Source organism: Methylobacterium oxalidis (assembly GCF_007992195.1).
GTDB classification, from domain to species: Bacteria; Pseudomonadota; Alphaproteobacteria; order Rhizobiales; family Beijerinckiaceae; genus Methylobacterium; species Methylobacterium oxalidis.
In genome coordinates this window covers 1-14,262 of record NZ_BJZU01000159.1, presented here as the reverse complement: position 1 = coordinate 14,262, position 14,262 = coordinate 1, and the positions used below count along the sequence as shown (strand labels likewise).

11 protein-coding genes and 1 pseudogene are annotated in these 14,262 nt (G+C 65.7%); 3 read left to right on the top strand and 9 right to left on the bottom strand.

Annotated features, from left to right (window positions below):
- Positions 1-502 precede the first annotated feature (502 nt).
- From MOX02_RS27375 to MOX02_RS27365, 3 genes are all read right to left on the bottom strand, one after another.
- Positions 503-3,703: a peroxidase family protein gene (locus tag MOX02_RS27375; protein WP_147028961.1), complete on the bottom strand. Its 3,201-nt coding sequence runs from the start codon at positions 3,701-3,703 to the stop codon at positions 503-505.
- A 1,120-nt stretch (positions 3,704-4,823) separates the two neighbouring features.
- On the bottom strand, positions 4,824-4,952 hold the full coding sequence (locus tag MOX02_RS27370) for a helix-hairpin-helix domain-containing protein (RefSeq protein WP_238178886.1): 129 nt from the start codon (positions 4,950-4,952) through the stop codon (positions 4,824-4,826).
- A gap of 91 nt (positions 4,953-5,043) precedes the next feature.
- Complete coding sequence (locus MOX02_RS27365; protein ID WP_174804977.1) at positions 5,044-5,913, bottom strand: LysR family transcriptional regulator; 870 nt, start codon at positions 5,911-5,913, stop codon at positions 5,044-5,046.
- A gap of 87 nt (positions 5,914-6,000) precedes the next feature.
- Here MOX02_RS27365 and MOX02_RS27360 point away from each other — a divergent pair, with 87 nt between their 5' ends.
- Together MOX02_RS27360 and MOX02_RS27355 are read left to right on the top strand one after the other, a co-directional pair.
- Positions 6,001-7,212 carry a YbfB/YjiJ family MFS transporter gene (locus MOX02_RS27360; RefSeq protein ID WP_238178888.1) on the top strand — a complete coding sequence of 404 codons (1,212 nt, stop codon included), beginning with the start codon at positions 6,001-6,003 and terminating at the stop codon, positions 7,210-7,212.
- The gene (locus MOX02_RS27355) at positions 7,212-7,796 is read left to right on the top strand and encodes a carboxymuconolactone decarboxylase family protein (RefSeq protein WP_147028958.1); all 585 of its coding nucleotides are present in this window, start codon (positions 7,212-7,214) and stop codon (positions 7,794-7,796) included. The genes MOX02_RS27360 and MOX02_RS27355 overlap by 1 nt, the downstream gene beginning before the upstream one ends.
- 561 nt (positions 7,797-8,357) lie before the next feature.
- Here MOX02_RS27355 and MOX02_RS27345 read toward each other — a convergent pair.
- The 6 genes and pseudogenes from MOX02_RS27345 to MOX02_RS27320 form a co-directional block, all read right to left on the bottom strand.
- A complete protein-coding gene (locus tag MOX02_RS27345; RefSeq protein ID WP_147028956.1) occupies positions 8,358-8,597 on the bottom strand; it encodes a tautomerase family protein in 240 nt (79 codons plus the stop codon).
- 12 nt (positions 8,598-8,609) lie between these two features.
- Positions 8,610-9,323 (bottom strand): SDR family NAD(P)-dependent oxidoreductase, encoded by a 714-nt coding sequence (locus tag MOX02_RS27340; RefSeq protein WP_147028955.1) that lies wholly within the window; start codon positions 9,321-9,323, stop codon positions 8,610-8,612.
- A gap of 14 nt (positions 9,324-9,337) precedes the next feature.
- Complete coding sequence (locus tag MOX02_RS27335; protein WP_147028954.1) at positions 9,338-10,030, bottom strand: type 1 glutamine amidotransferase domain-containing protein; 693 nt, start codon at positions 10,028-10,030, stop codon at positions 9,338-9,340.
- A 714-nt stretch (positions 10,031-10,744) separates the two neighbouring features.
- Complete coding sequence (locus MOX02_RS27330; protein ID WP_147028953.1) at positions 10,745-11,119, bottom strand: hypothetical protein; 375 nt, start codon at positions 11,117-11,119, stop codon at positions 10,745-10,747.
- A gap of 37 nt (positions 11,120-11,156) precedes the next feature.
- Positions 11,157-11,423, bottom strand: a complete 267-nt coding sequence (locus MOX02_RS27325) for a hypothetical protein (protein WP_147028952.1) — start codon at positions 11,421-11,423, stop codon at positions 11,157-11,159.
- Between the two features lie 367 nt (positions 11,424-11,790).
- Positions 11,791-12,602 (bottom strand): annotated as a pseudogene (locus tag MOX02_RS27320) (LysR family transcriptional regulator); the annotation flags it as partial.
- Between the two features lie 511 nt (positions 12,603-13,113).
- On the opposite strand from MOX02_RS27320, the gene MOX02_RS27315 reads away from it, so the two are divergent.
- Positions 13,114-14,262 (top strand): HAMP domain-containing protein (locus MOX02_RS27315; RefSeq protein ID WP_170268018.1); only part of this gene is annotated, 1,149 nt, incomplete at its 3' end.

Below are 14,262 nucleotides of genomic sequence, written 5' to 3'. Positions count from 1 at the left end.
TTAACCGGAATTGCGAATCCGCTCGACCGGGGGATGTCATCGCCTACCTGCAAGCGCAGTCGGACCGACCCGATGACCTTCGGGACCGGCAAGGAGCGACACCGGCCGACCTGCAGCGTCCGCTACCATGAGCCGATCGATCGGGAGCGGTCCTTCCGTTGCCGGCCGAGGTTTCGGGGAACGGCCGCGGCGGTGCTGCTCCAAATGCGGACGTCGGTAGCGGGGTTCGGAGGGTCAGTCAGGAAAGGCAGTCAGCCGACGGCGAGTGCCCGCCGCGAGCCGGACGGTGCTCAGATGTAGGTCGAGGCGAGGGCCGGCGAACCTTCGAGGGCGTGGGCCAGCACTTCGAGCCCCTGGGAGATGTGCGCCCGGGTGGTGGGAGGGCCGAGGCAGAGCGATCGCCCGTCATAATGTTCAGCCTGTGAATGCCCGACTTGAAGCAGCCGCCTTCATCGACTGAATGACCAGAATGGGCGCGAAGCGGACGGCCTCACGGATTCACTTAAACGACGAAAGCGCTGCCTGCCGCCTGGAGCTGCGCTTCGCTGACGCCTTCAAGCGTGATCAAGAGTCCCTTGACTGCGATCACGGCATCTCCGCACTGATCCTCGCTCGTGACGGAAAGAATATCGGCAACGTCGAACAGCCCGAGCTCGCGTAGATCCAAGTGGTCAGCCTCCGAATCGAAGTCGGTGATCGTGTCCTCGCCCATGTCCTCGGAGTGGAACACAAACGTGTCCGCGCCTTTGCCGCCCCGGAGCGTGTCATCTCCCGAGCCACCGCGCAGGACGTCTGCTCCGGTGCCGCCGATCACCACGTCGTCGCCGGCTGCACCCTCGAGGTGATCGTCCCCACCACCGCCGGAGATCCGATTGTCCGCCCGGTCCCCGGTCAGCCTGTCGGCCGCGTGTGAGCCGATGATGTTCTCGACGCCGCTGATCACGTCGCCCTGCGCGTAGCCGCCGAGGCCCACGATGGGCTGCAGCACGATGCTGAGATCGACGGCCACGCCCTCCGAGGCGGCGCTGAACACGATGGTGTCGTTGCCCTCTCCGCCATCGATCATGGTGGGATCGGCGCCGGGCACGATCCGGTCGTCGCCGGAGCCACCGGACAGGAAGTCCTTGCCGGCGCCGCCCTCGATGACATCGTCGCCCGCGCCGCCGATCAGGTTGTCGTCGCCGCTGTTGCCACGGAGCTCGTCGTCGCCATCCTCGCCGTAGGCGAAGGCGCCGAGCGGGCCCGCTCCGGCCATCAGGACATCGTTGCCGGTGCCGCCGTGCAGGGCATCGAGCCCCGAGCCGCCCTGCAGGGTGTCGTCTCCTGCCTCGCCGTAGATCGTGTGATCACCGGCTGTGACAACGATCGTGTTGTCATGCGCGTTGCCAACGAGAACCACAGCCGCACCGGGGGTCGTCGGAAGGCCGTCCAACTCGTAGCTCCGATCCTCCGGGCCGAGCTCGATCGTCTCCGCAACCTTGAAGGCTGCGAAGTGCAGGTGCTCGAGCCCGGTATTGCGCATGATGATGTCGGAGAAGTGCTGGGAGCCGATATCAGCGAGGAGCAGCGGCGCATCCTTGAGCTGGTTGAAGTAGTAGAACCGATCACCTTCCTGCAGCCGGTCGAGCTGTTCCTGGAAGATCCAGGTGAAGGTCGAGCCCATCTGGCTCGCGCCAAATGGCCTCTCCGCGAGGCCGCCGACGAACAGGTCGACATCGCCGACGTGAACATCCGCCTCGCCGTACGCGGCCTTGAACAAGGCGAGGAGTTCGGCCTGCTCTTCCGGTGTGCCGCGCAGGTTGGCCCCGAACTCGGCCCACGTCCCGTAGGGTTTGAGGCTGGGCACCTTTTCCGGTTGCGTCGCCGTGTAGTTCGATGCCTGGCCAGCTTGATCGATGAGGCTGGAATTCTCGCTCACGTAGCGGCGGAAGGCGTCGAGGGTCGGCACCCCGGCCTCGCGGCCGCGCTCGATGTTGGCTGCGTAGAGGTCGAGCGGCAGCCCGAGAAGCTTGCTGCGGATCACCTCGACGATCTGCTCGTCGATCCGCTGGTGTGCGAACTGAACCTCGCCGGCGATGATGGAAGCCGCGCCGCCGACCCCACCCGTGAGCGGATCCCGCCCATCGAACATGGCCGGGTTCAGGAAGGCCGAGAACAGGGGCACCTCCTGCGTCGCGCCGTCGCCATCCACGAACGGAATGGTCTCGTTGATCATGGAGTGGCCGACGCGGTACATCGCGCCCGCGAACTCCTCCGAGATGCCGGGATTGACGGTCGGATCATACCCGCCGAACCCGTGCGACGGGCCGGGGATGCCGCCGGACATCCCGTCGGCGAATTCTGTGAAGACGGTGCGCTGGTACTCGGCCGTCGTGACGATCTTGGCGGCCTGGAAAACCTGTTCGGCGCTCCAATCCGAATGCAGCGCCCGGATCTGCTCCGCTTCGAAATTGTGCTCGCGGTGCCAGACCGTGTGGACGGCTGTTATCGCCACGTTCTCGTCGGCGCGGTGATCCCCGGCGATGTGGTAGGACAGAAGGCTCTGCAGATCGAATGTCGGGTTCGGCGTGACGCCGTCCGAACCGAACGGCGCTGCGAGCGCATCATTCTTGTCGCCCAGCATGATCGTGTGCTTGGCGTCGCCGATGTCACTTAAGTTCACGAAGCCCGGAACCGCCGTGAGGCAGGCCCAGGCATCGATGTTCGTGATCGTCTTGTCGGCGACGTCGGACAACAGTCGATCGATGACGTCGCGGGGCACGCCATTGTTGACCAAGATGTCGGCATAACTTGGCAGATTGCCCCGCGTGATCCCGTCCGGGCCCACTTCCTGGGCTCCGTCGAGCAGGCGATGTGTCTTCACCCAGCCGCCGTTTCCATCCGGGATCAGATCTCCGGCCGCGGTTCGCGCACTTTCGCGCAGGAGGTACGCCATCTTCGGCTCAGAGCCGTAGGTTTGGCTCTGGTCGACAAAGGGCGCCGTCTTGTTGAGATGCGCAGTCCCGGTGCTGTTGTTCATCATGGGCGCGCCGTCCGCGCCGAGTTCGACGGTTCCGTCCAGCAGGTCGAAGCGCCCGGCACGGCTGCCTGTCAGAAACTCGAATCCCGGCGGAGGGGAATCCCCCAACTGCTCGAGGAGGCTGTCCGTAGCATCGATCCGGACGGGCGGCAGCCCTTCGGCTTTGCGAAGCGAGTCGAGGCGGGTTTGTGCAGCGGCCAGCTGATCGTTCAGGTCGCCGATGGGCACGAGATCGGGGCCGCCGCCGCGGGCGTAGAAGTCGAGGCCGTGATCGAAAAACTGCCCGAAGGACATCAGCAGAAGGTTGCCCCCGAAGCTGTTCGGAAGGCTGATCGTGCCGCCGTCGGCATCGAGAGGTTGCTGGCCGATCAGGTCACTGACCAGCCGAGGGTTCGGGAGGAGAGACGTCCCATCGACGGAGGTGATGCGCACCGCGTTCGGGCTGGCCTGAGTTCCTGTCTGCTCGAACTGAGAGGGCGACAGGCGCAGGAACGGCTGACTGGCCGCTCCCCAGAGCTCCTGGCCGGGCGTGAGGTTGTTCTCGAACCCGTTGACGTTGCGGTGCAGGGTTGGGTCACTCGCCTGGGTCAGAAGCAGGTCCAGGTCCTGCGGTCGGAGCTCGATATGCTTCGAGCCTGCCGCCGGTGGTTGCTGCGTCGGATGTTGGTCTGCCTGCGCTCCCATCCTCTCGCCTCCTTCGCGATCTTGACCGCGGACGTGCGGGCAGCCCCTGCCCTTGGCCCCCGCTCTCACGAAATGGTTGGCGCCCGGCGTCTGACCTCAGGCCTCCAAGACGAGCCGGCGTCACGTCACGATCGTTTGCAGCCGGGACATCCTGTCGGCGGTGATCCCGGCGTCAGACACCTGCTCGATGCGGCGCCGAGCACACGATGATTCTCCTCGACGTGCCGCGAATGGCCGCCGAACTTGGCTCATCTAGCCTGATCCCGAACTCAAGACCTAAGTTAGGAAAATAACTGTGCAGACGGGCGGCTGGAGCGTATGGGCTAGGTCGCCGCCGTCGCGCCTGCATTTGTTAATAAGTGCGTAATTTACTTGATTTAACTCAAGATAATACTGTTGTCTCTAGCAATAAACGTGCCTACAAAGCATCCAGCAATCGCGCATGCGTACGGAGTCGCGGTTGGCCCGAATGTTGATGAACATTCCACTTCAATGTATTCTTTCTGATGACGTCTGTGGTGGCCTTCTGTAGCTGGGCGCATTCGATTTTACCTCAGACATATGGACCCTGATCCCGCAATTATCATTAGCGATCTCGCTAAGTATAGCTGCCGGTGAAATGACACGATTTCAGCTGCCAAGTTTCGGGTGGGCTATCGGTTGAAGGCAATACAGGCTTCGGCAAGCTTGGCTTCTGCGTCACCGTAGCCCTTCAAAGGCATCAGGCCCGATGCCGTAAACGACAACTCGGTTGTCGTTACTGAAACCTGTGGCTTCTCGATATGCGCTCGATCCGGAGCGGCAAGCCGGAGTAGGTTCGTCGTCACTCACAATGAAGGGCAGAGCGCAAGGTCTTGCGAAGCTGCCGGCATTGTCTGAACGGCTGAGCTGGGCACAAAGCTGCCGGCCGGATCTGGCCGGAAGCCGCCTGTCCGTTTCGGAACTCAAGCTGTAGGAAAGCGGGCGTTCGGCGCGACTCCGGTGACGGCCTCATGGTGCCGTCATCCGGATCTGCACGCACAACGCGTTAGCAACATGGGTGCTGGTCTGCTCGGCCTAGCTTTTTGCAACCGTGACCTGATCCGCGATGCCGTCTGCCTTGCGATTGAGACCCGGCACTTCACCGCGCTGTCGCAGACTGGTGAACCGGCCCCGTTCCTTCCCGGTAGCGCACGATCTCAAAGCCGTGGCCTTGCAGCGCAGCCACGCTGTCTAGCTCCTCGGCGGTTGCCATGTTGAGATCGAGCATCGGACCTGCCCCTAGCTATGGTCCGACCGCAATGCCGAGGGCTTGCTCCTGTTCCGGTCCTGACTTCATGGAACGGGTAGCGTTGGCATCTTCACCCAATCGCCTCCTCACTGGCGGCCGCGCTGGGCAATAGCCCCATCAGGGCCTGCAAGGGCGCGCTGACCTCACCAGACCACACGAGGTGGGTACGGTTGACCCGCAGATGCGGCGGCACAGGATGGCGCTCCACGGCCGTGCTCAACACGGCCTGATCAAGCACCTCCGCCGGCACGATCGCCGCTCCCGTGCCGCCTGCCACACAGGCCACGATCGCGTGGTATGAGCTCATCTCCAGAACCCGGTCCGGCGACGCGCCGCCTTCAGCCAGCCACTCGATGAGGCGCTGCCGATAGGAGCAACCATGCGGGAACGCCACCAGGGTCCGCCCACGTAGCTCGGCAGCTTTGCGGATCGTCGGCCCACCTTTGGCAGTAATCAGCACCAGCTCCTCGTCGAAGGCCGGAACCGATGAGAGGCTGCCCTTCTCGAAAGGCTCGGACACGAAGGCAGCCTCGACCTCGAAGCGGTCCAGAAGGCGCAGCAACGCGCGGGTCGTGCCGGTCTGCAGCTCGATGGTGACATCGGGGTGTTGCGCGTGGAAGGCTGACAGGATCGGCGGCAGCCTCGCGCCGGCCGCGCTTTCCAGAGAGCCCAGCCGCAGCACACCGCCGCTGCGCATCTCCCGCTCGGCCAAGTCTGCCATCTGCAGCAGCTTCTCGGCGTGGCTCAGCAGCGTACGACCTGCCTCAGTGAGAGTCAGGCTTCGACCCTGTCGGCGGAACAGCGTCACGCCCAGCCGCTCCTCGAACTGCTTGATCCGGGTCGTCACGTTGGATGGCACACGGTGCAGCAGGTTCGCCGCGCGCGTCACACCGCCCTCTCGCACTACGCTGCGGAAGATGTGGAGGTCGTCCAAGTTCATCGTTCTCATAACGAGAATGATAAGTCAGGAGAATTCATTTTCCAAGAAGGGCTCGCGGGTGCTTAATCGGGCCGTCCTATGAGCACAATGCATCCTTCACACCTACCGCCTAACCGTTCGGCTTGGCTGATCATCAGCAGCGGCGTCATCGCTCTCGCCGTCGCCATGGGCATTGGCCGGTTCGCCTTCACTCCGCTGATGCCGCTCATGATGCGGGACGGCAGCCTGAGCGCTGCAGCCGGCGCGGAGTGGGCAGCCGCCAACTATGGCGGCTACTTCGCCGGTGCCCTGACCGCCTCCTGGTTCACCAGCAACCCGCGTCGCGGCCTGCTGCTGAGCCTCTGGGGAGTGGCGTTGACGACCCTGGCGACTGCAGGTGCCGACGCCGTTCCGAGCGTCCTTACCGGGGCCATGCTGCGTGCGGCGGCCGGTGTGTTCAGCGCCTGGGCGCTGGTCTGCGCGAGCAGCTGGTGCATGGCCGAGCTCGCCCGGCGTCAGGTCTCGCAACTGGGGGCCTGGATCTACACCGGGGTCGGGCTCGGCATTGCGTTCGCGGGCATGCTGGCCTGGTTCGGTGGACGCCAGCCAGCGGCTTGGCTGTGGCTGGAGCTGGGGCTGATCGCCGGGGTGAGCGCGCTGCTTGTATGGCTGCAGTCACGCGGCAACAGCACCGTCACACCCGGAATGGAGGAGCTTGAGGGGACGGCGGTCGCGCCAGACAGCCAGAGTGGGCACCTGCCACTGGTGCTGTGCTATGGCGCCTTCGGGTTCGGCTACATCGTGCCGGCAACCTTCCTGCCCACCATGGCCCGCGAGCTGGCCCCAGATCCCCTCGTGTTCGGACTGACTTGGCCGCTGTTCGGCTTGGCCGCCGCCCTGTCGGTCGCGGCTGTGGCACGCTGGCTACCGGCTTGGCCGCGGAGGCGGATCTGGGCCCTGGCGCAGGCCAGCATGGCGCTCGGCACCGCGCTGCCCCTGGCTGTGCACGCCCTCTGGGCAATTGCCGCATCGGCGGTCCTGGTCGGCGGCACCTTCATGGTTGCCACGATGGCCGGCCTGCAGCTGGCACGCGAAGCGCGGCCCGACAATCCCACGCCGCTCCTGGCCCAGATGACCGCAGCCTTCGCTGCCGGGCAGATTGCAGGTCCGCTGATCATCCGCGCGATCGGTCCCGGCCACTGGGCCGGATGGGATGCGCTGGGCTGGACTGGCGCGGCGGCCACGCTGCTGCTGGTGCTCACAGCCCTGTGGCTGTGGCGCGATGCAGAACCTTCGTTCAAGAGCCTGAGGCAAGCCTGATGAGCCCGAACGGTTCCGCCAACGCCATCCCGCTCTTCCCGGAAGCCGGTCTATCTGAACGGCTGGGGCCACCGAACAAGCTCGGCGCAGACCAGCAGGCTGCTGCCGACGAGCTGATCAACGGCCCTCGCCGGGGCGTCTACGGCCCGTTTCGGCCGTTGCTGCACCGCCCGCCGCTCCTGCGGGCGGTCGCCAAGGTCGGAGAGACGCTGCGCTACGCAGGAACGGTGGACGATGCGTTGCGCGAGTGGACGATCTGTGTGGTGGCCCGTGAGGTGTCCAACGTGTTCGAGTGGGACATGCACCTGCCGTTGGCTGAAGCCGCCGGCGTGCCCGCGGCTGCCCTGGTCGCTGTCGAGCGAGGGACATCGCTACCGGACGACCTGCACAGCGACCTCGCACTTGCACGCACCGTTGTTGCGGAACTCATCAGCCAGCATCGCTTGAAGGAGGAGACCTACGCCGACGCTCTTCGGACTTGGGGCGAGGCGGGCACTGTCGAGCTGCTGACGCTGGTCGGGTATTTTGCGATGGTGTGTTGGCTGATGAACGTGGCACGGACGCCAGGGCCTGCATGCCCATAGAAGATCGGCATCACCCCTCGCGCATTTGCACGATTGTGGAAGAAATACCTTCCTTCGGCTTCGAAGAGCCCGCGAAACGCCTTCTCCGGCGCCGCGTGGGGCATATCGCCGAGCAATCTGGTCGGGACCGCGCCTACCTTGGAGAGGGGCGCTTGGTGCGTGGCCTTAGGCGCTTTACCGCTCACTGCGGTTCAGCGCGGCGAGCAGCCGATGCAAATCCCCTTGGTGATTGCGTCGTCCTCCTGCTGTTGCCGAGTGCGTCGCTGAATGCCGTCGGTCTCTTCCGGGTTGAGGGCGCCCGGCCGAGGCACAGTTTGGCCGGTTGCCGCCGTGTTGGGCGCTCTGATCGTTGAGGCAGGCCCGCCCCCCGTCCCAGGTTCGGCGGCACTCTGCGCTATGGCCGGCAGGGGTGCATGGAGGCTGACGAGCAAGCTTGGGGTGAGAAGCAACCGGATATTCATGTTCGCCTCCGACGTCACGCCTGCTTGAGCACCGACGTGGTGGAGCAGGCGAGGTCTCTCGGTTGTGGTGGACGGCGGCCAGCTGCGCGGAAATCTGACCTCAATCTGCCTGAGCGCTCCGGCGCCGGCGGCGGTACTCCGCGACCGGCAGGCCGCCCATGCCCCAGTTCTCCAGGGGCACCTCCTCGATGACGACGAAGGTCGCGTCGAGCGGCTTGCCGAGGACGTCGAAGAGCAGCTGGCTCGCGCCTTTGATCAGGGCCGCCTTCTCCGCGGCGGTCACCGCGTCGCGTGCGGGGTCGGACCCCTCGCGCGTGATCTGGATCGTGACGATCGGCATCGGGGCATCTCCTCACCAGCGGCCGGCGTGCTGACCGCCATCAACGTTCAGGATCTCGCCCGTCACGAAGGGCGCCTGCTCGAGGTAGAGGATGGCCGCCACGACATCTTCGACCTCACCCAGACGGCCCATGGGATGGAGCTTGGCGAGCGCTGCGAGCGCGTCCGCCGCGTGCATCGGGGTCCTGATGATCCCCGGCGCGACGGCGTTCACCCGGATGCCGCGGTCCGCGTACTCGATCGCAAGCCCGCGCGTGACCGCGGCCAGGCCCCCCTTCGTCAGGCTCGCGAGCCCAGCCGGCGCGCCGGCGATCGGCTGGTCCACCAGCGTCGTCGTGATCTGCACGACATGGCCGCTGCCCTGTTCGAGCATCTGCGGGACGACGATCTGCGTCACGTGGAAGAAGCCGGCGACGTTGACGTGCAGGGCACGCTCGAAGTCCTCCACCGTGTAGTCGGTGAAGGCCTTGCCGATGAAGATCCCGGCATTGTTGATCAGGGTGTCGACGCGACCGAAGCGGCCTACGGCCGTCCGCACAACCTGCTCCGCGACCGCGCGCTCGCCGATATCGCCCGCAACGGTGACGACCTCGGGATCCTGCCCGCCTTCGATCGCGCGGGAGTTCGCGACCACGGCGTAGCCGAGGCCGCGGTAGGCCTGCACGATGCCGGCGCCGATGCCCTGGGAGGCACCGGTCACGATGGCGACCTTCCGATCCGTGCTCATGGAAATGCCTCCGTTCAGCCTTGTCCGCCGCCCCGTAGGCGCTTGAGAAGGCGCTCGGCCGCCGGACCCGACGAGGCGGGGTTCTGGCCGGTAATCAACAGACCGTCCTCGACGACGTAGGGCTGCCAGTCGGCGGCCTTGCTGAACCGGCCGCCGAGACGGGTGAGCTCGTCCTCGACCAGAAATGGCACGACGGCCGTCAGCTCCACCGCGTCCTCTTCGGTGTTCGTGAAGCCGGTCACGTTCCGGTCCCGGACCAGCGGCACGCCGTCGTCGGTCGTGACGTGCCGCAGGACGCCGGGGGCGTGGCAGACGAGCGTCACGGGCTTGCTGGCGCCGAGCGTCGTCTCGATGAGCCGTCTTGAGGCCGGATCCTCCGCGAGATCCCACATGGGTCCATGGCCCCCGGGGTAGAAGACGGCGTCGAAGCCCTCGTGCGTCACGCCGGCGAGCGGCACGGTCTCAGCCAAGACCGCGGTCGCCTCAGCGTCGGCCTCGAAGCGCTGCGTCGTGTCCGTCTGGAAGTTCGGCTCGTTGCTCTTCGGATCGAGGGGCGGCTTGCCGCCCTTCGGCGAAGCGAGCACGAGTTCGGCGCCGGCATCCTTGAAGACGTAGTAGGGCGCGGCGAGCTCCTCCAGCCAGAAGCCGGTCTTGCGGCCGGTGTTGCCGAGCTGGTCGTGGGAGGTCAGGACGATCAGAACCTTCATGACGATCTCCTTCAGTCACAACGGCCGGTTCGTACTGTGCAAGTCGAGCGTCAGCGGCTCTCATCGCTCGCACTATGTCGGGCGACAGGCCGATCCGAAGGCGGCGAGAATCCAATCCGGTTGGCCCGAGCCGGCTCAGGTTCGGGATAGACCTACACCCACTCCCGGAAATTCAAGATTCCCACGCCTCGGCCGAGCGGAATCGCACGGCCGCGGATCTGGAAGGCCGGCGCTGCGCGGACGATACAACCCCGTAAGCTGGGCTGTAGCCATGACCGCTTTGGAGATGCCGTTTGAAAATCGTCTGAACGGCCGGAGTGGGCGCAAAGCTGAACGTCCGCTCTCGGGCGGTGAGGCACACCGGCCTTCCACCCTGAGCGGACGAGCGCCGCCCTCGGCGTGCCAAGGTCGTTCCAAGAGAGTGGCTTCGGGATTTTGGGCCACTCCGGAGAGGAGCGTCTTCGAAGCCGTGGGATCGGTCCAGTCCGGTAGTGCCGGCCACACCCCTTGTAGGAAGGACCGGGCCTCAGCCTCTCAGCCAAGTCGGCAGCAACTCACCACGCGCCGGTTCCAGGTTCTCGCTGATCGAGTCGGGCCAGCCGTGAGGGCCGCCGGCCCAGTCGCGCCAGGCTTGGGCAGCAGCTTCGCCCTCCGCGCTGTCGCCCGGCCTTTGGTCGGGCGAGGGTCAGGCGTGACGTGTTCGGACCTGCGGGCTCAAGCTCTCCCGGCGGGATCGCGAACCGGGACATCGGTCCGGCGCCACTCGACGATCAGGGCAGCGAGGGCGGCCTTGCCTGCGACACGGGCCTCGTCGAACGTCGCGTAGGTGTGGGCGGAATGGCGCTTCGGCTTTCCCCGCTCCCTGATCTCCCAGATGAACCGCTCCGCCAGCCTGCCGCAGGTCCTGAGGTTGAGGCAGAAGGGATGTGCGGTGCGCTCCGGTCGGGGGAGGTTGTGCGCGGCCTTCGCGGCGGCCGGGCCATCGCCCTGCGGCGGCATCGGGAACCGCATACGCTCCGCGCAGGACGCCCGACCTCCGGCATTCGCGCATTCGGCGGGGACCAAAGTCTTCTCAGGCACTTCGATCACGGTTCCACATTTCCCATGCTGATCGCCGACGCCGCGCCTACACGACGCGAAACGCACGGCGCCGGGCCTTCACGTCCTGGAAGGTCGACCGGTAGAAGTTGATCTGCGACACGGCTTCCGCCCTGCTCGCGAACCGGTTGCTCAGGAGCACGGCACCGGAGGCGGCGTCGGTGTAGATGACGCTGGTGCTGACCGTGCTGAGCCGCCCCAGCCTCCGGTCCTCGAACTCGGCGGCCTGGAGTCCGCCCCTCGGCGTCAGCTCGGCGATGCGTTCGGGGTCCAAGTGACGCTGTGGCTTCTGCATCGTCCCCTCCTTTGGCAGGGCAGCACGCACGTCACGAGCTTTTTGAGATATGGCCCCTCAAGATCATCATCATTTGTTAGCACGTCATCACATAGATCAATCTCGTACGTGAACGTACCGGTTAGGCTATTTGTACGTCGACTATCGACAAATCGATGAAAATTTCCACGAAATATATTCAAGATGGCGGCTTATTTTCCGTAATGCTGTCTCAATCTGCCGGTTGATCGGCCTCGAAAACGGCAGTATTACTTCTATGAATCGAGAGAATCGATAGGGTCTGACAGATCCCGCAACGCCCGCACCTTTGCGCCCGACGACCGTACCGGTCCAAGGCACCCTCCTGGGTGGTGACGGTGCCCCGCCCGAGGCTGCGTCCGAGTTGGCGGGCGACGGCCATCAGGGAGGTGACGAGAGGCGTGGCCGGCTCGCGCTGGAGAGCCACCAGTCCGATCATGTGCGTGAGGGTGGGCTCGACGATCGGGATGGCGCGCAGGCCCTCCTGAGCCGGCAGCAGGTCGGCGAGCGCCGCCGGCATGATGCTGGCCCAGCGCAAGGTGCGCACATGCGTCATCAGGAGGATCATCAAGTTCGTTTCGAGCGTCGGCGCGGGCTCTCGACCGGTCGCGCGGATCTGCTGATCGATGGTGCGCCGGTTCTGCATGTTGGGTGTCAGCAGGCAGAGAGTCAGCCGCCCGACCTCGGCCCAGGTGACGCGGGCACAGTCTCCACAGGGACCATCCGCGGCCGTGATCAGCCGGTACTCCTCCTGGTAGAGCGGCACCGCCATGACGCGGTCGAGGCGCTCGACGCGATCGTCACGCGCACGTCGGGATGCCGCGACCGGTAGGGCGTCGTGAGATCCGCCACCATCGGCAGGGCCGTCGGGATTGCGGCGATGCGCAGATGCCCGCTCAGGCCGCGCCGGAGCGTCGCGACGTCCTTCTGCATGGTCCGGCTGTCGGCGACGATCCGGCGTGCCCAGGAGAGCACCCGCTGGCCCTTCGGCGTGAAGCCGTGGAAGGGCGAGCCGCGCTGCACGAGCTGCACGCCGAAGCGGTTCTCGAGGTTTTTCACGCTGGCCGACAGCATCTGCGGGGTCACACGGCACGCCGCGGGCGCACGACCGAAATGCTGCTCGCGGGACAGCGCGAGCAGATCATCCAACTTTTCGATCACAGCCCGAGAACCGCCACCTGCGCGGCCATGCCGGCCATTGCGGTCCGTAGCATGATGATGGTGCCGACGTCTCAATATGATGGCAGGTGCCGGTATGACCGATCTTGGCCGAGCGGGCCGGATCACGAGCGTCGGGAGGCCATGCCAGGGTGTCTCGACGGCGTGCGACTTGCGGGATGACTCCGGAATCTCCATCGGAACGCTCCAGCACACGGCACAGGGTTCATCCTGTTCGTCCGATCCGCAAGCGGGGCGGGATCAGCGCCTTCGAGAGCGTGATCCGGACGCCGCAGGCGATCGGCAGGCCGACGACGGCCCTAGCCAGGACCGCCGACCCCAGGACCACCGACGCAGAGAGGCGGCCGAGGGCGGACGCGCGGCGATCACCGCTCGTTAGCGGCAACCGATAGTTGCGCTTGCCCCTCTCTATACACCCGCTTACCCACGGCGCTGCAGGGCGGCTCCCCGAGGTACACTCAGCCGCTTTCCCAATGTCCGAAGGTCTGTCCGCATGACGCCCACCACGCAGATCGAACCGCGGCTCCTCCTGAAGAGCCTGCGCGCCTTCCGCAAAGGGGATTTCTCGGTCAGGCTTCCCCTCGACCTCACGGGGATCGACGGCGAGATCGCGCAGGCGTTCAACGACATCGTCGAGCTGAACCAGGGCCTCGCGCGCGAACTCGACCGGGTGGCCCGCACGGTCGGCAAGGACGGACGCATCGGCGAGCGGGGCAAGCTGCCGGCCGCGACCGGGTGCTGGGTCGAGTGCATCGACTCGGTCAACTCGATGATCGGCGACCTCGTCCAGCCGACGACGGAAGTCGCGCGCGTCATCGGGGCCGTCGCCAAGGGCGACCTCGGCCAGACCATGCAGATCGAGATCGAGGGCCGCCCGCTCCGGGGCGAGTTCCTGCGCATCGGCAAGGTCGTCAACACGATGGTCGACCAGCTGAACTCCTTCGCCAGCGAGGTCACGCGCGTCGCGCGTGAGGTGGGCTCGGAGGGCAAGCTCGGCGGGCAGGCGGAGGTCAAGGGCGTGGGCGGCACTTGGAAGGACCTGACCGACAACGTGAACCTGATGGCGGCGAACCTCACCGGACAGGTCCGCAACATCGCCGAGGTCACCACGGCAGTGGCCAACGGCGACCTGTCCAAGAAGATCACCGTCGACGTGAAGGGCGAGATCCTCGACCTCAAGTCGACCTTCAACACGATGGTGGATCAGCTCAACTCCTTCGCCAGCGAGGTCACCCGCGTGGCGAAGGAAGTCGGCTCGGAGGGCAAGCTCGGCGGCCAAGCCCAGGTGAAGGGCGTCGGCGGCGTCTGGAAGGACCTGACCGACAACGTGAACATGATGGCCGAGAACCTGACGAGTCAGGTCCGCAACATCGCGGAAGTCACGACGGCGGTGGCGCGGGGCGATCTCTCCAAGAAGATCACCGTCGACGTGAAGGGCGAAATCCTGGCCCTCAAGCTCACCATCAACACGATGGTGGACCAGCTCAACTCCTTCGCCAGCGAGGTCACCCGCGTCGCCCGCGAGGTCGGCACGGAGGGCAAGCTCGGCGGCCAAGCCCAGGTCGAGGGCGTCGGCGGGACCTGGAAGGACCTGACCGACAACGTGAACATGATGGCGGAGAACCTCACGGGCCAAGTCCGC

Bases quoted from the DNA above. Each gene is read 5' to 3' on its own strand.
- MOX02_RS27355 (WP_147028958.1), top strand. From the start codon at position 7,212: ATGAGCCCGAACGGTTCCGCCAACGCCATCCCGCTCTTCCCGGAAGCC.
- MOX02_RS27345 (WP_147028956.1), bottom strand. From the start codon at position 8,597: ATGCCGATCGTCACGATCCAGATCACGCGCGAGGGGTCCGACCCCGCA.
- MOX02_RS27360 (WP_238178888.1), top strand. From the start codon at position 6,001: ATGCATCCTTCACACCTACCGCCTAACCGTTCGGCTTGGCTGATCATC.
- MOX02_RS27365 (WP_174804977.1), bottom strand. From the start codon at position 5,913: ATGAACTTGGACGACCTCCACATCTTCCGCAGCGTAGTGCGAGAGGGC.
- MOX02_RS27335 (WP_147028954.1), bottom strand. From the start codon at position 10,030: ATGAAGGTTCTGATCGTCCTGACCTCCCACGACCAGCTCGGCAACACC.
- MOX02_RS27375 (WP_147028961.1), bottom strand. From the start codon at position 3,703: ATGGGAGCGCAGGCAGACCAACATCCGACGCAGCAACCACCGGCGGCA.
- MOX02_RS27370 (WP_238178886.1), bottom strand. From the start codon at position 4,952: ATGCTCGATCTCAACATGGCAACCGCCGAGGAGCTAGACAGCGTGGCT.
- MOX02_RS27325 (WP_147028952.1), bottom strand. From the start codon at position 11,423: ATGCAGAAGCCACAGCGTCACTTGGACCCCGAACGCATCGCCGAGCTG.
- MOX02_RS27340 (WP_147028955.1), bottom strand. From the start codon at position 9,323: ATGAGCACGGATCGGAAGGTCGCCATCGTGACCGGTGCCTCCCAGGGC.